This is a genomic window from Paenibacillus sp. 01L418, assembly GCF_056400045.1.
In genome coordinates this window covers 50,178-71,766 of record NZ_JBFTSN010000001.1, presented here as the reverse complement: position 1 = coordinate 71,766, position 21,589 = coordinate 50,178, and the positions used below count along the sequence as shown (strand labels likewise).

The following is a 21,589-nucleotide window of genomic DNA, read 5'->3' as shown; positions in this document are numbered from 1 at the left end:
CATTTGTTGTTAGTATACGAACAAAATGAGAGGATTAACCAACGAAATGGGAAGTGAATTTAATCGGAGTCATGAGCAGATCGCGCAATCTCTGTCGATAAGTAGTGACGAGTGCGGATAGGGTTGTGGAACGCCAATAAATAAGCATGAGAGCATGCATATAGGCGGCAACGAGTGCGTTTTCAGGTAAAAATGTTGTGGCAGTGGTGCTCTGTTTGCGTACGGTTGACGTCGCATATTTGGCTGCCGTAGTAATGCGGCTTGCACCAGCTGTTAACTCAAACATATTGCCTGCTTGGTAGGCGAACAGCGCTGCGAGCAGCAGCGGAACAATAAGGAACAAGTTCATTAAATGCTTGCGGCTAATGCGACTGAAATCATGTATGCCATTGTTCATCTGTCCACCTCCAAAAGATTTCGTTAATATAAGTATAACTTATAAATTGAAATTTAAAAAGGCGATGTTACATATTAACAAAGAAAAAAAGATTATTGCCCTCTATTCCCAGCTGTTTAATGAATTGACGATAAACCATAAGCGTTATAAAATAAGTAAACGATTTTTTTAGGCGAATAGTACGTAAAAGAGAGAAAGAAGGTTGAAATGGATGGGAGCAGAAGTGAAACAATTGTCACCGCTCGTACAAACGCTTGGTTTGAAGGAGCATATCGAGGGCGGCTGGTACAAGGAAATTTGGAAGGCTGGTTTCACAATACCGCAGGAGGTGCTTGGAGCTCCTTATTCAGGACCACGCTTCGCAGCATCATCAATTTATTTTATGCTTCATCCAGGTGAGTTTTCAGATTGGCATAAGGTTTATTCAGACGAGCTGTGGATGTGGCATTCGGGCAGTCCATTAATGCTTACGCTTGGCGGTACCGAAGATTCGCCGGAAACTAGAAAAGAAATTATTGTTGGACCTGATGTGCTGGCAGGTCATCAGCCGCAAGCATTAGTGCCGGCTAACGAATGGCAAATGTCCCACCTGCTAGGGGACGAGCCTGTACTCGTTTCATGCGTTGTAGCTCCGGGTTTCCATTATGATGATTTCCAGCTCATTAAGCGATAATTACGATCATTAAATAAATGTTGAAGAGCCATCCGAGGAGTGAAGTTTCTTTCCCGGATGGCTCTTATTTTGCAATTAAGAAGCTTCGTACGTGGCCTATTATGATCAAAGGAACGAGGCTGGCTAAAAGATCCGGTGGCTCCAGCCGTTAAGCTTGGCGAATGCCTCTACGAAGTAGTAGTCTCCGTAAATAAGTGATACGTTGATGTTGGCGTTTTCAGGCTTATGTCCGGTGCCTTGGAGAAGAATTGCTTCATGGTCCGGATTGTCCCAGGTCGCATAATTCACGCTTAGTGAATACAGGATTCTCTCGGCAGCCGCGTTATAGATTCGGCGTTCCGCGGATGGAACCAGCTCGGTAAGTTCGAGCAGGCCGGATGCTGCGATGGCGGCAGCGGAAGTATCGCGCGGCTCATTTTCTATGTTTGCTACGCGAAAATCCCAATACGGCACATCGTCTTCCGGCAGGGCGGCGACAAAGTAATGCGCTACCCGCTTCGCCGCGTGCAAATAACGCTCAAGCCCGGTGCATCGGTAAGCAATCGCTAGGCCATAAAGTGCCCAGGCATTGCCTCGGCTCCACGCCGAAGAGCTGGAAAAGCCTTGACCGCCCAGCGGTTCTATAAACGCGCCTGTCTCCGGATCAAAAGATAAAATATGACATACCGAGCCGTCCTCGCGAATGGCGTAACGGAGGAAGGTATCCGCGTGACGTATCGCGATATGCTTGTAACGCGGGTCGCCTGTCGTGCGGCTTGCCCAGAACAATAGGGGGATATTCATCATGCAATCAACAATGGCCCAGCCGTAAGCCTCTTGCCCGTTCCACGCACGAATAAACTCGCCATTCACGTTGAAGCGGCCCGCTAGGAAGTTTGCCGCCTCCAAACCGATTCGCAGACCTTCCTGATCGCCCGTTAATTCGTATTTGATGACAGCAGTCGGCAGAAACTGAAAGCCCACATCGTGATGCAATTGTACCGGATACTCGCAGAAGCAGCGCTCCAGCTTGGCGTCCCATTCCCAAGCAGCTGCCTTGAATGACTCTTTCCCTGTTGCATCATGCATAACCCAGAGCATGCCGGGCCAGAAGCCGGACGTCCACCAGTTATCTTCTGTGTTGTCATAGATGCCGTTGGTTTTTGCCACATGAGGCGTTTTATCTCCAATTTGGTTTATCATGCGCTCTACCTTTTCGGTTAATTGCACCAATATTTTTTCTTTGTATGCCTGATTCATTTTGTAGTAAGCCTCCTCGTTGACCCATGATTGTGGTTAAGCTGCTTGCTATCATTATAGTCTCTGACAAATGGACAAAGTTACGCTACAATGGTTAAAAATGTTGTTCTGTTGACTTGTTGAAATGAAGGGGTGCAGTCAGTGAAGGGGACGCTGTTTCAGGAAATGGACTACGGGGGATTGTCTTTTCTTTGGTCATACCGCAACTGGTCGCAGCAAGATTTCGAGGGGTATTACCACTTTCATAGGGGTTTTGAGGTGCTGGCTGTGCATCAGGGACACGGCATGGTTACCGTTAATCAGAAGACGTACGAGCTTAAGCCAGGCATGCTGTTTTATTTCGAGCCCTATCAGCTGCATAATGTTTATGTGGAAGTGGATGAAAGCCGGCCATATGAACGCAGCGTCTTTCATTTCGACCCTGTATTTATGAAGGGCTACTTAAGAACGTTTCCGGCTCTTTATGACGTCTATAAACGAATGCTTCAAGGGCTTATCGTTTTGCAGGGCATAGATATGATCGATTGCAATGAAGAGTTGAATGCCGCTTGCTCCGCATTCCAGAATGGCCTACTCGCTTCCTCCGCCAGCAGCAACGAAGAGCAGAGCGCGCTTTATTTGTTAAAGGTATTGTCGTTAATTAAACGAAAGGTTATTCCGGGGCCCGAGCAGGAGGAGCATATGAAGCCTATTCGCCAATCGGAACGTGTTATGGCATGGATTGAAGATCATTACGGGGAGCCCTTCCAGCTGGAGCTGCTTGCGGACGAGCTCCATATGTCAAAATCTTATTTGTCCCGGCTGTTTCGGCAAGAGACGGGTAGCAGCATTACCGGTTATTTGACAGCCCGCAGAATGCAGCAGGCTTGCAGTCTGCTTCAAACGACGAACAAATCCGTAGAAGTGATCGGCGAGCAGGTAGGGTTTACGAGCACCTCTTATTTTATAAGCCTGTTCAAACGGATTATGGGCGTATCTCCGCATCAATACCGCCTAAGGCTGTAGCGGGGAGCAGCGGCAATAGAATAGATGCATCGTTCCAATTAAGGATTCTCTGCCTTGCGAAGCTGGTTCCGAACGCGGTATTTGCTGGGACTGGTGTGAAAATGATTCCGGAAGGCGCGGCTAAAATAAGGATAGCTGTGAAACCCGGAGGCTTCGGCGATATCTTCCAGTTTCATGTCGCTATATAGAATTCTCTCCGAGGCAATAGACAGCCTGATCTCAATGACATAACGCATTGGAGATTGACCGAACGCTTGCTTGAACAAGTGGGAGGCTGTCGATACGCTGATGCCATAACGTTCGGCGATATGGGTCAACGTCAGCGGATCGGTAGCATGCTTCTCCAAATACTGCTTCATTTTGTAAGGAATGTTGAGCTCAGGCCTGGAGGCCGCCGCCATCTTTACATACCTCTCGATAGTTAGACATAAAACTTTGATCAAAGCGTCCATCATTTCCGCATTATCCCCATGAATATTCCGCTTCTCATAAATTAGTTTTCTCCACAATGCCAAGAAGTCTTCCGCCGTATCCAGATGAACCTTGCTTGGAAAATCATTCCTGATGCACCACTGCTGAGCCCATACTCCGCTGCAGGATAAGTAGTAATCGGCACTCTCAATTAGCTGAGAATCTTCAGTGTCTTTATCGGCCTCAACCACTAATCGGTAGTATTCCCCTGGCTTGCGGATGATCAGATCACCGGGCTGTACAACATATGTCTCATCATTAATCTCGACACGGCATGTCCCTTTTACCTGGAAGCGCAGGAGCAAGCGATTGTCGTTTGTGCCTTTTTGCAAGGAGCCGGTGAATGGAGAAGTATGATGAGAATAACCGATCAACAGGCAATCGATCCACGATGCGTCCATCATTTGCTGCCACCTCCAAGTGAGTAAACTATTTCTACTATCATAAATGTTGCAAAATAAGTCAACAAGCAGAGAATCGGATATTCACTTCTAAATCAGTTGTCACTATACTGGGGATTAATGAAGTGAAGGGAGATGGTAGTTTGTTGAAGGATAAGATTGCGGTTCAATTGTATACGCTTCGCGAGGAATGCCTTGCAGATTTCCCGGGAGTTCTTCGTAAAATAAGTCAAATTGGCTATGGCGGCGTACAGTTTGCGGGCTTTCAAGGCTATGACCCACAGGAACTCAAAGCGGTTTTGGACGAAGTTGGATTGAAGACCGCAGGCATGCATGTTGGTTACCATGACATTGTTGCGAACACAAGCAAAGTGGTCTCGGACGCCAGGCTGTTTGGCACAAGGGATATTATTTGCCCGAGTATTCCCGCTGAGCTGCAAAATGAAGGCGGATACAAACAACTGAAGAAAGATTTAAATGGTATTGCGAAGCAGCTGAAGGGTGAAGGCTTCCGAATCAGCTATCACAATCATGCTTTTGAATTTGAAACGGTGATAGAGGGGCAGGATGCGCTTTCGTACTTGCTTGAGGCTGGTGCAGACAATGAAATCCTTGCAGAGCTGGATGTATATTGGCTTCAGAAAGGCGGTTTTGAGCCTGCATCATTCTTCAAGCCCTATGCGGACAGGATGCCGATTATCCATATGAAGGATATGACCGCAGACGGTGAGCAGGCATTCGCGGAAATCGGTACAGGATCGATTGAATTCGAACCGATTATTCGCTGGGGAGAGGAGAATGGAGTCGAGTGGTACGTAGTAGAACAGGATGTTTGCAGAACAGCACCGATGGGCTGCGTGCAAACTAGCTTTACCAATCTATATCATCTAATGTCAATTCTGCAACCCAATGCTCGTCCGAACATCAAACGATAACGGCGCTTCTCAGCTGAAGCGCCGGATGGTTTGCCCGTTATGGAAAGGGCCGGCAATACGGATATGCTCGCAAGGCTCGCCATTGTTGGCGAGGCGCCACAGCATTTTGTCAGCCGCTTTATATCCGGTCTCCTTGATCAGAAGCTGGGGGCGGCTTAAATGCGGTAGCGCCGCCACCGGTCCGTTGGCCAAGCCGACTAAGGAGATGTCCTCCGGGATGCGATAGCCGAGAGAGGTAAGGCTGTCATACAGCCTTACGATATCTTCATCGATGCCGGCAATGATTGCTGTTGGTTGGCTGCTGCGCAGCTTGTCGATCAGCATACACTCGTCCCAAACGTCTGTTATTTGCAGTTCTGCGTCATAATCCAACTGAAGCTCACCCATCATTTCCTCAAACGCCTGCCATCTTCTTGTATACMCCCGCTGGCTGTGAATATCTCCTACATACATAATACGGGTATGGCCAAGCTGCGCAAGCCGGTCCACGGCCATGCAGACGGCTTCGAACACATCCCAGATTACGCTGTCGATTCGGGAAAGTGGTCTCGGATAATTAATCAGTACCTTGGGTAAAGGCAGCTCGAACAGCTTGCGCTCCGTGGAGTCCGAGAGCAGCCGGGGCGCGATGAACAGACCGTCCGCCGTCGGCAAATTAAGCTGCTCCATCCAGTCCGAGAATGCGTGATCCGGCACATCCTCATCCAGCACATAACTATCCAGTCGATGCTCCAATTGATCGAGCCTTTCTCTTATCCCCTCTGTCAACAATACGTTGTAATTCATAGATTGCCGGGATTGTATCAATACAAATCGAAACTGGAAGGTAGGATAGGGCGTGATGCCGCGGCTGACCATCTCACGTGCCTGAGATACAGTCAAATAGCCGCGTACGAAGGCTGTTCGAATAATGCGGCTCCGCGTTTCCTCGGACATGCCGGCTCGTCCGCTCAGCGCCTTGGATATGGTCTGAATCGAAAGACCAAGTTCTTTGGAAAGATCGTGCAGAGTAATCGATTTACGAGTTCCCAATTTCAAAACCGCCTTCCTCTTTTCTCCGTTTGGTTAGGGGATGCGTACGTAAAGCTATCGTCCACGCTAACGCTCGACAGTTCTATTTTAAACTAAAGTTAAACTACTTTAGAAGTCCCCCCGCTCCTATAATGAGAGTACTTTCAGAGGAGGGGTTAAGCATGAGAAAAATAGAGACGGATATTGTGGTATGCGGCGGAGGGCCGGCGGGGATCAATGCGGCGCTGGCAGCTGGAAGAAGCGGGGCGCGAACGCTGCTGATTGAACGATACGGTTTTCTTGGCGGCATGTCGACTGCAGCTCTGGTCTATCCATGGATGACCTTTCACACAATGGATGGCAAACAGGTCATTGCCGGAACGGCGCAGGAAATTGTAGACCGCTTGATGGCCGAGGGAGCATCGCCCGGACACGTTCGCGATACGGTAGGCTTTGTAAAGACGATCACCCCTTATGATCCTGAAGTGTATAAGGTGTTAATTATTGATATGCTGCGCGAGGCGGGCGTGAAGGTGCTGCTGCACAGCTTCATGGACGAAGTGCAGACCGGGGAAGGCCTCATTGAAACGGTACGACTCGCTACCAAGTCCGGGAAGTACGAAATTTCGGCGAAGCAGTTCATCGATGCGACAGGGGACGCCGATCTGGCCTATCTTTCAGGTGCGCCGTGCTTGCAAGGACGCGACAGCGACAAATTGACGCAGCCGATGACGATGAAGTTCCGAATGAGAGGCGTTGACCTGGCGAGAGTTAAACGGTATATGATCGACCATCCGGACGAGTTTTACAAGAAGACGCCTTTCGATGAGCTGGAGGAACTGCCATTGTCCGGCGTATTGGGTTACTTCAAGCATTGGAAGGAGGCTGATCTGCCCATTAACAGAGACCAGGTCCTTTTCTTCACAGGTCCGGGACCGGACGAAGTGCTTGTCAATACGACTCGTGTTCAAGGGCTGGACGGAACTGAATTGGAGGATTTGACGGAAGGAGAGGTGCAGGGCAGGAAGCAGGTGCGCATGGTCGCGGAATTCATGACCCGCTGCTTGCCAGGCTTCGAGAACGCTTCCATCTCTTCGGTCGGAGCGCAAATCGGCATACGCGAGAGCCGCAGAATAGACGGCTGCTATTCACTCCAGGTACAGGATGTTGTAGATGGACGAGCGTTTGATGATTGCATTGCACGAAGCGGCTATCCCATCGACATTCACGATCCGTCCGGCAAGGGCGTACAGGCCGCATGGGTACAGGGCGACGGGGCGTACGATATTCCTTACCGTTGTTTGCTGCCGAAGCGGATTGACAATCTGCTCGTAGCAGGCCGCTGCATCTCGACGACGCATGAGGCACTGGCAACGACGCGTCTGACACCTAGCTGCATGGCGACGGGACAGGCTGCGGGTACGGCGGCAGCAATGGCATGGGAGCAGGGGATATCACCGGGAAAAATCGACATTGGACAGCTGCAGGAGCGTCTAATTCATAACGGCGCGCTGCTGCGCAGCGGGCAGACTGTATAGCGCGCATCCGCCTGCGAGATAACGACCAAATTCAATTGAAGTAATAATTGGGTCATGGTAGACTTTTTTATAAGGTCGCCTCGTATCGGAAGTTTGTTGGAAAACAAACACTCTACCGGATGAGCGGCCTTTTTACCATGTGATAGTACATGTGTGCGTTTAAAATCTGTCAGGGGGAATGGGTGAATGAAGCGGTATATTTCGATACGAGCCAAATTTATTACCATGTTCGTTCTGCTTATCACCATTCCATTCCTGATAAGTGGAATCAGCACTTACAATAAATTTGCGGAGGAAACCGAAAAAAACTCCAGGGCGTACTCCATGCAAATTATGAATCAAGTGAAAATTAATTTGGAAAATACGATAAAAGACGCAGACAGAATAACTGTGGCTCCCTTGTATAACGAAGACGTGCTGCGGATTTTGGAGAAGCACAGTTATGAAGAATCAGGCGAGGAGAAGCTTATTCCGTCGGCGGAAATTACCAAGATGGCAAGAGTAGCGGCTTCGCTCACATTGGATCAGCCCGGAATTGAACGAATGATCTTTTTCACCCGCGACGGCATTATGTACAGCGTCCAAGAAAAACTGACGCAGCGCTATTGGAACGAGAAAGGGAATAGCTGGATGCAGGAGGTGCTGGATGCGGAAGGTAGGCTTGTCATTATCGAACCTCACGAGACGACTTATTACAAACGATCGGAACGGGTTATTTCCGCTGCCAGAGCGTTGAATCACCCTGCAACGGGCCAAAGCATTGGGGTCGTCAAAATTGATTTTAACATGAAAGAGCTCGAGGCGTTATTGTCAGAAGTATGGCTCAGCGAAAACAGCCAGTTTTACTTGACAAAGGATAACGGCGAGCTGTTATTTCCGGATAAACCGGTTAATTTCCCGGATAATGGTCCGGGGGACGGAACGATAGATTGGAACGGTCAGACTTATCTGTACACAACCATGCACTCCAAATCAACGAAAGTGAATATTCATGGACTTATCCCGATGGCTGATTTGCAACGGGGCGGCAAGGAAATCGTCGGATTTACGATCCTCATTTCAGTCATATCGCTTATCATTGCCTATTTGTTTGCGATTTTCACGTCAGAGCGGCTGGTCAGGCCGATCCGTTATCTTCAATCGCGCATGCGGCGGGTAAAGGACGGGGCTTTCAGCGAACGGGCAGATTTGAGCTTGATGAATCGCGATGAAATCGGGCAATTGGCCCAGGGTTTCAATCTGATGGTGACGGAAGTGGAGCGGCTGGTCAAGGAGGTATATGAAACGAAACTGCGCGAACGCGAAGCCGAGCTGTCGGCTCTGCAAAGCCAGATTAATCCGCATTTTCTGTACAACACGTTGGAGTTGGTAAGCATGCAGGCGCTGAAGGAGAGAAATCTCGAAATCAGCGACATTGTTGCCAGTTTGGGGAGAATGCTGAGATACACGGTTGACAAACAGGAACGACCGGTGCAATTGAAGGAGGAGATACGGTTCGTTAACGCTTATTTGCAAATTCAGTTATCCAGGCATGGCGAGAAGCTGAGTTCGGAAATGTATGTGGATCCGTCCTTCGAATCTTGTCTTGTACCAAAGCTGCTGCTTCAGCCGCTGGTTGAGAATGCATTGGAGCACGGAATGGGCAATAGCGGATTAACGATAACGATCAGGGCATCCGTTCTGGATCAGGATTTACTCCTGACTGTACAGGATAATGGGGTGGGGATGCCGCCGCAACGGTTATTGGCGGTTCGCCATCAGATGTTGTGCAAGCCGGAGCGGGACGGCAGCCGTCCAAAGTTTGGAGATACGCTTAAAGGTTATGCCATCAAAAATATTCACCATCGCATCCAACTGCTTTATGGCGTGGAATACGGCTTAAGCGTGGAGAGCGATGAGGCTTCCGGAACACAATGGAGAATCCGGCTGCCATTACGATAGGGGGAATTGGAATGTACAATGTGATGCTGGTAGAAGACGAGAAGAAAATTCAGGAAGGGTTAAAGATAATGATCGAGGAAGTGATCGGCAGTTACAGGGTAACCGCGGAAGCGGAACACGGTTTCGCTGCGCTGGAGCTTCTCAGAATGCAATCGGTGGATTTGCTGATTACGGATATCCGTATGCCCCAGATGAACGGAATCGAGTTATTGCGGCATGTCCGGGGGTTGTATCCGAGCCTTCCTGTATTAATCATCAGCGGTTATGAAGATTTCACTTATGCCAAGGCGGCGATGCGTCACAATGCGTCGGATTACATCCTGAAGCCGGTGGACCGGATTGAGCTTTCCCATTTTCTATTGAATTTGAAAGCGCGGCTGGACCGCGAGCGGGCGGTAGAGATGCCTAACGCCGAAGCAGCCCATGAAGATCTGACGATTCGAAGAGTGAAGGAACTGGTCGTCTCTTGTCTGGATCAGGATGTTTCACTTCCATTCATCGCGGAGCAGGTGCATTTGAATCATCAATATTTATCCACATTGTTTAAAGTGAAAACCGGACAAAACTATTCTGATTATGTGACGGCCTGCCGGATGAGTAAAGCCAAGGAGCTGCTGACCCATACACATCTGAAAATATACGAGGTAGCCAACCTTTGCGGTTATGCCAGCGCCAATCACTTTATGGCCGTGTTTCGGCAGCATTGCGGAGCGAAGCCTACCGAATATAGAAAAAGGCCGCTGAGTTAGGCCGGTCAGATCATTGAGCACAAAACAAAACAGATGCTATGAATATCGTAGTTTTTCTCGAAAATACGTTGTTTTTCACTGACAGGCTGACTTGTATACTTATTGTTAAGCGCTCCTAATTGGTGCAGAGACTTCATGTATTGCGACAGAATGATTACATTCGGATATTCGGGAGGTGTAAGAGGAAGCTTGGGCTGGTTTTTGTTGGAAGCGTTTACAATAAGACCGCAAGAGAAGAGCTAATGAAATGACATGAAAGAAAGGATGTGGTGGATAATGACTAGTCTTACAAAAAGATCTACAGTGTTATTATTAATCCTGAGTATGCTGTTCACGGGTTTGATGGGCTCGAGCCGCGTGCAGGCCGAAGCCGAAGCGGAGTCTGCCAACCGAATTGTATTCGAGGATTTCGAGAACGGCGCTTCGGACGATTACAGTGTTGAGGCGGAACCGCCATTCGTTGTTCACGTCATGGAGACGACGAGTGCAACCCCGCTGACGATCGCGGGTTATCGGGCCAGCGGCAGCGATTCTAATATTCCGGAATATGCCATTGACGGTGATATTCAGACAAGGTGGTCGGCGTATGATGACGGGCAATGGATCGAACTGGATCTGGGCTCGGAACAGCTGGTTTCTTATCTGGGAGTCGCTTTCTACCGGGGAGACAATCGCAGCAAGACCATTGCTATCGAGGTTTCGAACGACCAGACCAACTGGAGCCGCGTATACAGCGGCGATAGCAGCGGCACTACGATCCAGGTTGAGGCCTTTGGTTTTGAATCCGTCACCGCCCGTTATGTACGGGTTGTCGGGCGCGGAGCAAGCGAATGGACAAGCATTTCAGAAATTCAGGTTTACCCTCCCCATGTGGACGGATTTATAGTAAGGGATGTGGAGATTCCGCCAACGGGACCGGATCCGGATTCCCCAATTCCGACAAAAGCTGGTCTCTATTATGCGGATGGCACACCGCATGTACCGCATGAGGCACAGACAGTGACCGGCTCTACGTATAATGTCCTGGACTTCGGCGCCGATCCTGCCGACAACGGAATAGATGACGCGCAAGCTATCCGGGCTGCACTTGCTGCAGCGAAGCTTGGGGACGAAGTGTATCTTCCGAACGGACACTATCAACTAACGAGCACCGATATGGACGGAGTTACCCATTTCATTATGAAATCCGGCGTGCAGATGCGCGGCGAGAGCCAGGATGGCGTTCTGCTTGTCTCCGACCATGCTAATGAACAGGAAGAATATGCTACGGTTGAAGGCATCGTATTCCGCATGGCCGGACAAAACAATATTAAGATCAGCAACATGACAATTACGTCCAGCTGGGACTTGAATTATTCAACGAATACGTCGGTTGCGAATCCCGATCGGGGCGGACCTAAGCAGGTGATCATGATTACTGCCGCTTCCGGCAAACCGTCATATAACATTACGCTGGACGGACTGACGATCGAGAAGTTTCAACGGATCGGCGTTGTCATTACGAACAGTCATGATGTTATTGTGGAAAATTCGCTTTTTCGCAATGCAACGAACTTAGCCGAGGGCGGAAACGGATATGGCGTTTCCATCGAAGGCAAATCCAAGGAAAGCCGGCTCGGCAGAGAGGACGACTCTCGTTTCAATGTCGTTCGCAACAACGAGTTTATCGGTCCCTATCTGCGTCACGGAACGATGGCGCATTCTTACACGCATAACAATCTCATTGAAAACAACTACTACTTGAACTCGGCATTAGACGCTATCGATTTCCACGGAGAAGACGAGTATATGAATGAAGTAAGCGGCAATCATATCGTTGGCGGCGGCGAAGCGGCTGTAGGCGTCGGCAATCCGGGCGCTACGCATGATGCTGCTGGACCAGGCAATTACATTCATAACAATTTAATCGAGAATGTGAAACGGTATGGGGTACAGGTGTACTTGGGATCTCCGGATACGATTATCGAGAATAATATCATTACCGGATTTACGAACGTGGGGAGCCAGGGAATACGTCTGAAAAATGCGCCCGGAACAATTGTGAAGGGCAATCAGATCGTGAACAATACGGCTTCTGGCTTCTGGGGTATCATTGCAATGAAAGACGACGGCGATCCCACCAACGCCGGGAACGGCGCAGGCATACCCGAGAATATTGTCATTCAGGATAATCATGTTACGGGGAATACGAATGGCGTTAAGATTTCGCACGGCACGAATATTCTTCTCTCCGGCAATGAGATCAGTGGAAATACCGGGACGGATTATGAGAATCAAGTGGTGGTTTCCGAACTGCTGCCGGCAACCAAGGCAGCAAGCGTACAGCAAAATGCTCAGAACGCTCAGGTTGCGGAACTTTTACAGATTAAAGGCGGAGATGATAGCGAATCGGCGAGAAGCTATCTGCAATTTGATCTGAATTCCATTGAAGGCAAGCTGGCTACCGCATGGCTCTACGTGTATGGACAAGCGCTTGAGAGCCCTGTTGGAGAGATGGGAGCGGCAACTTCTCTCTATGCAGTGGATAGCAATGACTGGGACGGCGATACCATGAAATGGGATATGTATCAGTCTCCGCCAGAGCTTGAGCAAAAGCTCTCGACTGTGCGGCTGAATAATAACAGCGAGAACGTCTGGTATGTATTCGATGCGTCTGTGCTCGTGCATGAACGTCTGGATGGCGATCGTACGATATCGCTTGCTTTTGCGCAGGATGCCGATCAAACCGGTTATCTGACTCAGCTATACAATGGACAAGACTCTAGCTATAGGCCTTACCTGCGGGTTGAAACCTACCCTCCTGTCGAACTTGCGGCCGTAGAAGTAAAGGCGGATCGTTTGCAGCTGGTGCCGGGCATGACTACCCAACTGCATGTGACCGGCACATACAATACAGGATCTCACGTTTCGTTAGAAAATGCGGACATATCTTTCATAAGTCTGACGCCGGATGTAGTGACTGTTGATCATACGGGCGTGGTTACCGCGATTCAAGCTGGAGAAGCAGCATTACAGGCAACTGTCGTCTTGGATGGCGTTGCTCGCACTGGAGAGTTCGTTCTTAATGTAACCAATAATCTGGCGATTACTGCGCAGTTGTCGGTCGACTCCACGCTGGGTACAAATACAAAAGAAAGAGTACTGKACGGAAGCTTGGAAACCCGGTGGATATCAAAAGGCTCCCAAACGCCTTATCTGATACTGGACTGGACAACGGAGCAAACGATCAACCAAGTGAAGCTGTGGAGCGGACATGTGCCGGTTATAGGCTCGGCCAACTGGCATGTCAGAGATTTTGATCTGCAGATTTTGGAAGACGGAGAGTGGAAGACGATAGCCGAAGTCCGAGATAATAATCAGGACGCTTTTTTGGGTCAGTATACGACGTTGAATTTGGAAAACCCCGTCGTGACGACTGCATTGCGCTTCCATTTTGTCCGTCCGTCATGGGGCAACGGCAATTTGAACGATATGATGGCCAGAATCAATGAGGTGTTTGTCGGCTTCGTCAACGATTAGGAACCATCTCGGCCTAAGTCCTTGTTACGCGGGCTTAGGCCGAAGTTCTGTTATTCAGCTGGTTCAATTAAAGTACTCGAATTTACATAGTTTTTCTCGAATTCGCGTTATTTTTTCTGGAAGCCATCAGATCTATACTAGTGATAGAAAACGATTACAAACGTAGAGAGGGGCATAAAAATGAAAAAATACGGGTTTGTCTTGCTGTCAATGGTATTGCTGCTCGGGTTGCTGAGCGCATGTGGAGGGAAAGGCAATAACAATAATGGCGCCGCAAAGGAAAAAGCGAACAATACGCCGAGTGCGGAAGTGGCTGCTGAGTCAAAAGATCCTATCGAGCTTAAGATGTCCGTTTGGGGCAGTGATGCCCAGGTGGCGTTGTATGACGAGCTTGCTGAGGAATACAAGAAGCTCCATCCGAATGTGACAGTCAAAACTTCCGTGATTCCATGGGCGGACTACCAGCAGAAACTGGCGATCATGGCAGCGACCAAAACCTCGCCTGATATCGTATGGATCTCAGAGCGCATGATTCCGCAATTTATGAATGGGGGCCAGCTGCTCGATATTTCGTCCGTGAAAGAGGACGCGGCTTATGCGTTCGGTGATATAATACCATCCACGCTCACTGCATTTGAAAAGGACGGCAAACTCTACGGTATTCCATTCTCTACGCCGCCTCAGGTAGTTTTCTACAATAAAAAACTGTTTGAAGCGAATGGATTGAAGTCGCCAATGCAGCTTTATGRAGAGGACAACTGGACTTACGATGAGATGGTCAAAGCGTCCGAAGCGATCTCCAAACCGCAAGAAGGGGTATACGGCGTGAAGTTCATACAAAGTTCCTCCAACTGGTCCGACAATCTGATTCCATTGATTTGGGCGATGGGTGGAGAAATATTCAACGAAGACACAACTAAATTCGCTATGAACACGCCGGAGACGGCCAAAGCGATCAATCTCTTTAAAGGGCTGCTCGATAAGAAAGCGCATCCAAGCATCGGCGAGCAGTTAACTTTTGATACAGGTAAGCTTGGTATGGCGTTTGAAAACGTTACCCGTACAAGCGCTTACCGTGACAAAGTCGATTTCGAATGGGATATTGCTCCGCTTCCGAAAGGCGACCATGGCGTCACGGTGCCTATCGGCTTTGGAGGCTATTCGATCTTCAAAGACGCAGAGTATCCGGAAGAAGCATTGGAATATTTAAAATTTATTAGTAATAAGGAAAATGCAGCTAAAGTAGCCCAGTTTTTTGTGCCGCAGAGAAAGTCTGTCCTATACTCCGATGAGTATCTTAACAAGTTCCCATTCCCGACTGTTGAAACGATGAAAGTGGCTGCGTACGATCGGTTGGCCGAAGGTACAATCCGGCCTTCTCATCCGAACTGGGTCAAGATTGACGAGCAGGTGACATTAAACATGGATGCGATTTTGCTCGGTTCCACGACAACCGAGCAAGCGTTAAAAATTATGGAAGACAGCATTAATCCTCTATTGAAATAACCCTCCAGAACGATGGAGCATTGCGAGATCGCCATATGAACAATAGGGCGGTCTCGTAGATTATAGGGAGGGTTGCGTCATATTGACAACAGGAGGTAGGCGCGAATGGCCGGAGGTAAGTCTGCGGGTTTAGCATCTTTGAGATCAAAAGAAATGTGGATGGGATATTTATTCATACTGCCTATTGTGGCAGGATATATAATCTTTCTGTTTGGCCCGATCGTGTACGCTTTCGTGATGAGCTTTACGAATTGGTCGTTATTTGGAGATACAGCGTACATTGGTTTAGATAACTATATTTACGCGATGCGCGATGATCCCGTCTTCTGGGATACGGTCGTGAATACCGTATATTTCTCTGCGGGCTTGGTCCCGCTGAACATTGTTTTATCGCTTTTGCTGGCCATGCTATTGAAACGGAAAATATGGGGCATCGGCTTGTTTCGGACCGCGATCTTTACGCCGGTAGTCGTTTCCCTCGTGGTTTGGGGGATCGTATGGAAGTTTATTTTCTCTACGGACGGCGGATTAGTCAATCTGCTGATCCGAACGTTTGGCGGAACGGAGATTGCCTGGCTTTTCTCAGAAACTTGGACGATGCCTACCGTTATAGTGGTCAGTGCGCTCAAAGGCGTGGGCATGAACATGGTCATCTTCCTGGCTGCTCTGCACGATGTGCCGAAGGATTATTACGAGGCTTCCAAAATTGATGGTGCTTCGCGCTGGGAAACCTTTAAATCCATTACATTGCCAATGATTACGCCAGCCGTATTCATGATAACGATAATAACCGTTATCGGTTCTCTTAAAGTGTTCGGACAAATCTATGTGATGACAGGCGGAGGGCCGGGAACTAGCACGTACGTGATGGTCTTCTACATTTTCAAACAAGCGTTCCGCTCCTACGAATTCGGTTATGCATCGGCACTGGCATTTATTTTGTTCAGCATTATCCTGGTTCTGACTTTGATACAGTGGAAACTGAGAAAGAGATGGGTACATTATGAACAATAAAAAGATAACATCCAACCTTGCATCCTATCTGGTTCTAACAATCGTTTCCTTCATCGTGTTGTTCCCTTTTTTTTGGATGGTCAGCACATCCTTGAAGACGGATTCCGAGGTGTTTCTATTTCCGCCCCAGTGGATACCCGAAGCTTGGGAATGGTTCAATTATATTCGCGTGTTTACGGAAATGCCGTTTCATCTCTACTTTTTTAATAGTATATATATCGCTGTGCTCGTCACGGCAGGCACTTGTTTCTTGTCCGCATTGGCAGGCTATGCGTTTGCCAGATTGCACTTTCCATTCAAAAACGCGATCTTTCTGTTCCTGCTCAGCGGGATGATGATTCCTACAGAAGTTACGGCCATTCCTTTATTCAGCTGGATATCAAAACTCGGATTCATCGATACGCATATTCCTCTGATTCTTCCGCCAATGCTTGGAGCGGGAGGGATGTTTGGTGTATTTCTCGTACGTCAGTTTCTAATTACCGTTCCTATTGAACTGGATGAAGCAGCCAAAGTAGACGGGTGTTCGCCGTGGCGCACGTTCAGGTCGATTATGCTCCCGATTGCCACGCCCGCATTGGCAACCGTAAGCATCTTTACATTCATGAATAGCTGGAACGAGTTTTTTGAACCGCTAATTTATTTAAATACGAAGGAATTGTTCACGCTGCCGATCGGCTTATCGCTGCTTACTACGGATACCGGCGTGGACTGGCCGCTGCTGCTTGCCGCTTCGACCATAGCAACTGTCCCGATTCTGGTTGTTTTCTTCCTGGCTCAAAATAAGTTTATTGAAGGCATTGCCAATACGGGCTTGAAATAATATTCACATACAAACGTCAGCCCAACAATGGACTGACGTTTGTTTTTTGCAGCTACTTCGAAACGAAAAAAAAGTCATATGTTAAAAGAGTGATTCTTTACGTCGATAACATGGTATTATAAATAAACTGGTGAACTAGAAGAGTAATGATAAGGCTCCTTTTGGAGCTTTTTTTAATAGGTACTGTCAAATATTATTCCAAACAGAACTCTTTCCCTAATATAATAGATGGAGCTTGATTTGATCAAACTCTTCGTCGGTCAGCTTGCCTTCTTTGAATAAAACATCGTCACGAACATCAATTTTGCTGATATCATGTAGGAGTGCCATTTTGTGCAGAAGATCAATTTGCCATTATAGGAAATATAGGCACGACTATTAGCAACAAGAGAGGAATTAATAAGGTGAAGGAATCACTCTGGACCAAACCGTTTGTTTTGTTGATTTTATCTAATTTATTTTTGTTCTTATCACTGGAGATGCTGCTGCCTACACTTCCGATGTTTGCGGCAAATAAAGGCGGGTCGGATGCTGAGATCGGACTCATTATTGGTTTATTTACTTTTTCAGCCGTTATTTTAAGACCTTTTGTTGGTATGGCTTCTGATAAATTTGGCAAAAAGCTGCTGCTTCTCGTCGGTGTAGCCATTTGTTTAATCGGTACGGCCAGCTATTACGCCGCAGTGACGATTACGATGATGCTTATGCTTCGTATCGTGCATGGTGTAGGCTTCGGTATTTCAACGACCTTGTACGGAACGGTTGCTTCGGACATTATACCTGCCTCCCGAAGAGGAGAGGGCATGGGGTTTTTCGGTACAGGGAATGCTGTAGCCATTTCGCTCGGGCCCTTCCTTGGCATATGGTTGATGGAGGAGTTTGGTTTCTCCGTATTGTTCATTGTTGGCGCATGTATACTGCTAATTGCGATGGTTTGTACGGCCTTCGTCAAAGGTGACACCAAAGAGGAGAGGGCAAAGGCGCAAATAGCGTCCGCCACGGAAACCTCATTCATGCTGCGGTTTATTGAGCCGAAAGCACTTATGCCTTCTTTATTAGGACTGCTTGTAGGTTTGTCTCTGGGCGGTGTTATCAGCTTTATCACATTGTTCGGCAAAGAAACAGGCGTACAAAATATAGGTTTTTTCTTCCTTGTCCTTGCTATAAGCGAATTTTTGATACGTTTTATCAGCGGACGGATTTTCGATTCGAAGGGGAGATTCTGGGTACTGTTTCCTGCGGCAATATCTTGTATCGTGGGCTGCATAATCCTTTATGTGACGAAATCTACTGGAACATTGCTGCTTGCAGCGGTGTTTTATGGAGCGGGCTTCGGGGCTATTTTCCCAGGCTTGCAGGCTTGGGTAATTGACAGGGTGGAGCCGCAGCGAAGAGGGGTAGCGACTGCAACTTTTTATAATGCATTCGATATCGGAATCGGAAGCGGAGCCATGCTGCTTGGTCTAGTCGCGACATGGTCGAATTATGCGACGATGTATCTCGTATCCAGTCTGTTCTTCGTCATTTACTTAGTTGTATATTTCGTGTATGAGAAGCAGCTTAAGCAAGCGGGTTTGGCGGAAATAGCAAAGCGATCGTAGCCGAGAAAAACAGCAGCGACGATCGCGTGGTTAGTGTGATACGTATCGATCTTTTCCTTCGCGCTTCGCCTGGTACAGCGCTTTGTCTGCATAGGTAAACAGCTCGTCTTGCTTAGCGGAGCAGCCAGGCTTCCATGTCGCTGAGCCCAAGCTTATCGTAACCTGCTGGCAGCCGGATAATTCTGCATGCGGTATTTTTAATTGTCTGACCGCTTCCAGAAGTCTAGATGCAATATTGTCGGCGCGTTCTTCACTCGTTTGAGGTAAAATAAATCCAAATTCCTCGCCCCCATAGCGGGCGACAATATCAAGCGGACGCTTCAGGGCGCTCCGCAATGCGGCGGCGATTTGTCTGAGACATTCGTCGCCTTTTTGATGCCCGAACGTATCATTGAATAATTTGAAGTTGTCGATATCGCCCAGCATGAGCGTGATCGGCATATGGTGATGCTGCGCTTCCAGCCATTCCTTGTTCCAAGACTCATCAAACACTCGCCGATTTGCAATATTGGTCAACTCATCCACATGCGAGAGCTTATGTAATAATTGATATTTTTCAATCATTTTCAACTCATTTTCTTTGCGAGGGGTAACGTCTCTGGAGACAGAAACGATCGTCTGCGTGCGATCACCATCATGATAAATGACGCGGGAGGTCGTTTCGAGCCAGCGATAAATGCCTTCCTTGCGGCGCATGCGATAAGTAATGGTATTGGCTTCAACGTTGCTGTAAATGAGCTCCTGATTTTCGAGCATTCTCCCTCTGTCATCAGGATGATACAAAACAAACGGTGACGATCCAATCAGCTCGTCATCACGAAAGCCTAGCAGCATATAGCAAGCAGGGGATACATAAGTAAATAACCCATCTCGATCATGCTTGGAGATCATGTCGCTTGAATTTTCAGCAAGCAGCCGGAAGCTCTTCTCGCTCTCCAGCAGCTTGTCAGCGATTCGCTTCCGCTCTGTAATTTGGCGAAAATGAACGGAGAGTCCAAATTCGGACGGGTATAAATTCGACTCAAACCAATTATTAAGCCGTGGAATAAATTGCTCATACATGCGGTGCTGATTGGTTTCCATAGACAACCTATATTCTAGATGGCTTATGGACTCTGCGAGCCAAGGGAATAGCTCCCATATGCTATAACCAATCAATTGTTCCTTGTTTCGCTTAAATAGTTCCTGAGTCGCATTGTTCGTATAGATAAACCTAAATTCATGATCCAGTGAGAAAAATGCATCTGAGATACTCTCCAAAATAGTGGAGATACGCATCGTAAGCTGCCTTACTTCCGACACGGCTTGCGTCTTCTCTGTAATGTCCATCATTTGCGATATAAAATGACGGGGGGCGCCATGCCTATCATATACAAGGGATACGGAAAGAAGCACGGTTACAATGCCGCCGGTCTTTTTGAAGTATCTCTTCTCCATTTGAAAGGTGTCGATTTCGCCCTCGAGCAGCTGTTTCACGTAGCGGTAATCCTCTTCCAAGTCATCCGGATGGGTAATTTGGCCAAACGTAAGATTGATAAGCTCTTTCTCCTCATAACCCAGCATCGTTTGAGCGGAAGGGTTGGCTACGATAAAACGACCATCTAAATCTACTAATGCCATGCCTATTGAGGCATAATGAAAAGCGCTGCCGAATAAATCAGCTTCGCGCTTTGATTTCGAAAACAAGGTCAAGCTGCGCACCTCTCTGCGGTTCAGACTGGATAAGTTTGTTAGTACATAGTAAAGAATAGAACACAACCATCCGTTTGTCCACATGACTTCTGTAGGAAAGATCATCTGCAAAAAAGTAAGCATGTGGTATTTTCGGCGCTATATTATTGTTGTTTTGAACAAAGCTTCGTATAATGAAACGTATCATGCGTATCTCGCCCATTCGTTTGGATAGGATAGGGATGAGGCGTACCGGCAGAGCAATGTTTGGAGCAATCAAAATGATAGAGGAGGAGCAGCAAAATGAGCAACGATATGAATTTATCGCCTGCGGAAATAGCGGCGATGATCGATCATACAATACTTAAAGCTGATGCAACAAAGGATGAGGTACTTCAAATTTGCCGCGAGGCTAAGCAGTATCAATTTGCAACGGTTTGCGTAAATGCAGGCTGGGTAGCAACAGCTGCTGAAGAACTAAAGGGATCGGGAGTAGGCATAACGACAGTCGTTGGTTTCCCATTAGGAGCGACGATGACGGCATCTAAGGCAGCAGAAGCGAAGTTTGCTATTGAAGCTGGAGCAACGGAAGTGGATATGGTTTTAAACATCGGCTTGATGAAATCAGGCGATCTTGAAGGCGTGAAGCGTGATGTTGAGGGTGTAGCTGCGGCGGTTAAAGGACAAGCCCTGCTTAAAGTTATTCTTGAAACGGGACTTCTAACGGATGAAGAAAAGGTTGTCGCATGTGAAATTTGCAAACAGGCTGGCGCAGATTTCGTGAAGACATCGACGGGTTTTGGCAAGGGAGGCGCTACGGTAGAGGATATCGCGCTGATGCGCCGTACGGTAGGTCCTGACCTCGGTGTGAAAGCATCCGGCGGCGTACGCGACCGGGAAACTGCTTTGCAAATGTTCGCAGCGGGCGCTACACGTATTGGAGCAAGCTCTGGTATCGCTATCGTTACAGGCGGTCAAGGCGAAGGCTATTAGTTCGTTGCTCTTAAAATGAAAAGAGGGAAGCCTTGCACCATGGAACCGAACCCATGGCTTGCAAGGCTTCCCTCTCTTTTTTTGCTTAATGGCTGAATCGTT

General features: G+C 48.0%; 17 protein-coding genes. 12 read left to right on the top strand and 5 right to left on the bottom strand.

Annotated features, from left to right (window positions below; translation table 11 throughout):
- Positions 1-34 precede the first annotated feature (34 nt).
- A complete protein-coding gene (locus tag AC1DSE_RS00300) occupies positions 35-397 on the bottom strand; it encodes a hypothetical protein (RefSeq protein ID WP_477510946.1) in 363 nt (120 codons plus the stop codon).
- 211 nt (positions 398-608) lie between these two features.
- Between AC1DSE_RS00300 and AC1DSE_RS00295 the strand changes: the two genes are divergently transcribed.
- Positions 609-1,070, top strand: a complete 462-nt coding sequence (locus AC1DSE_RS00295) for a cupin domain-containing protein (RefSeq protein ID WP_477510945.1) — start codon at positions 609-611, stop codon at positions 1,068-1,070.
- A gap of 123 nt (positions 1,071-1,193) precedes the next feature.
- On the opposite strand, the gene AC1DSE_RS00290 is transcribed toward AC1DSE_RS00295, so the two are convergent.
- Complete coding sequence (locus AC1DSE_RS00290) at positions 1,194-2,309, bottom strand: glycoside hydrolase family 88 protein (protein WP_477510944.1); 1,116 nt, start codon at positions 2,307-2,309, stop codon at positions 1,194-1,196.
- Positions 2,310-2,450: 141 nt separating this feature from the next.
- On the opposite strand from AC1DSE_RS00290, the gene AC1DSE_RS00285 reads away from it, so the two are divergent.
- Positions 2,451-3,314, top strand: coding sequence for a helix-turn-helix domain-containing protein (locus AC1DSE_RS00285; protein WP_477510943.1), 864 nt, complete (start codon positions 2,451-2,453; stop codon positions 3,312-3,314).
- Positions 3,315-3,352: 38 nt separating this feature from the next.
- Here the strand turns inward: AC1DSE_RS00285 and AC1DSE_RS00280 are convergent, their stop codons facing one another.
- Positions 3,353-4,189, bottom strand: coding sequence for a helix-turn-helix domain-containing protein (locus AC1DSE_RS00280; RefSeq protein WP_477510942.1), 837 nt, complete (start codon positions 4,187-4,189; stop codon positions 3,353-3,355).
- A 140-nt stretch (positions 4,190-4,329) separates the two neighbouring features.
- On the opposite strand from AC1DSE_RS00280, the gene AC1DSE_RS00275 reads away from it, so the two are divergent.
- Positions 4,330-5,121, top strand: coding sequence for a sugar phosphate isomerase/epimerase family protein (locus tag AC1DSE_RS00275; RefSeq protein ID WP_477510941.1), 792 nt, complete (start codon positions 4,330-4,332; stop codon positions 5,119-5,121).
- A 9-nt stretch (positions 5,122-5,130) separates the two neighbouring features.
- Here AC1DSE_RS00275 and AC1DSE_RS00270 read toward each other — a convergent pair whose 3' ends face one another.
- Positions 5,131-6,153, bottom strand: coding sequence for a LacI family DNA-binding transcriptional regulator (locus tag AC1DSE_RS00270; protein ID WP_477527305.1), 1,023 nt, complete (start codon positions 6,151-6,153; stop codon positions 5,131-5,133).
- Between the two features lie 161 nt (positions 6,154-6,314).
- Between AC1DSE_RS00270 and AC1DSE_RS00265 the strand changes: the two genes are divergently transcribed.
- The 8 genes from AC1DSE_RS00265 to AC1DSE_RS00230 all read left to right on the top strand — a co-directional run bounded on the left by AC1DSE_RS00265 (position 6,315) and on the right by AC1DSE_RS00230 (position 18,823).
- Positions 6,315-7,670, top strand: coding sequence for an FAD-dependent oxidoreductase (locus AC1DSE_RS00265; RefSeq protein ID WP_477510939.1), 1,356 nt, complete (start codon positions 6,315-6,317; stop codon positions 7,668-7,670).
- Between the two features lie 186 nt (positions 7,671-7,856).
- Complete coding sequence (locus tag AC1DSE_RS00260; protein ID WP_477510938.1) at positions 7,857-9,611, top strand: cache domain-containing sensor histidine kinase; 1,755 nt, start codon at positions 7,857-7,859, stop codon at positions 9,609-9,611.
- Complete coding sequence (locus tag AC1DSE_RS00255) at positions 9,584-10,360, top strand: response regulator transcription factor (protein ID WP_477510937.1); 777 nt, start codon at positions 9,584-9,586, stop codon at positions 10,358-10,360. The genes AC1DSE_RS00260 and AC1DSE_RS00255 overlap by 28 nt, the downstream gene beginning before the upstream one ends.
- A gap of 276 nt (positions 10,361-10,636) precedes the next feature.
- Positions 10,637-13,879 (top strand): discoidin domain-containing protein, encoded by a 3,243-nt coding sequence (locus AC1DSE_RS00250; protein WP_477527304.1) that lies wholly within the window; start codon positions 10,637-10,639, stop codon positions 13,877-13,879.
- 180 nt (positions 13,880-14,059) lie between these two features.
- Positions 14,060-15,385: an ABC transporter substrate-binding protein gene (locus AC1DSE_RS00245; RefSeq protein WP_477527303.1), complete on the top strand. Its 1,326-nt coding sequence runs from the start codon at positions 14,060-14,062 to the stop codon at positions 15,383-15,385.
- A gap of 105 nt (positions 15,386-15,490) precedes the next feature.
- A complete protein-coding gene (locus AC1DSE_RS00240; RefSeq protein WP_477510934.1) occupies positions 15,491-16,399 on the top strand; it encodes a carbohydrate ABC transporter permease in 909 nt (302 codons plus the stop codon).
- Positions 16,389-17,222, top strand: a complete 834-nt coding sequence (locus tag AC1DSE_RS00235; protein ID WP_076268419.1) for a carbohydrate ABC transporter permease — start codon at positions 16,389-16,391, stop codon at positions 17,220-17,222. The genes AC1DSE_RS00240 and AC1DSE_RS00235 overlap by 11 nt, the downstream gene beginning before the upstream one ends.
- Before the next feature lie 404 nt (positions 17,223-17,626).
- Entirely contained in the window at positions 17,627-18,823 is a 1,197-nt protein-coding gene (locus AC1DSE_RS00230) for an MFS transporter (protein ID WP_477527302.1), read from the top strand.
- A 30-nt stretch (positions 18,824-18,853) separates the two neighbouring features.
- Here AC1DSE_RS00230 and AC1DSE_RS00225 read toward each other — a convergent pair whose 3' ends face one another.
- Entirely contained in the window at positions 18,854-20,515 is a 1,662-nt protein-coding gene (locus tag AC1DSE_RS00225) for a PAS domain S-box protein (RefSeq protein WP_477510932.1), read from the bottom strand.
- Between the two features lie 282 nt (positions 20,516-20,797).
- Between AC1DSE_RS00225 and deoC the strand changes: the two genes are divergently transcribed.
- The gene (deoC, locus tag AC1DSE_RS00220; protein WP_477510931.1) at positions 20,798-21,487 is read left to right on the top strand and encodes a deoxyribose-phosphate aldolase; all 690 of its coding nucleotides are present in this window, start codon (positions 20,798-20,800) and stop codon (positions 21,485-21,487) included.
- The last annotated feature ends 102 nt before the right edge of the window (positions 21,488-21,589 follow it).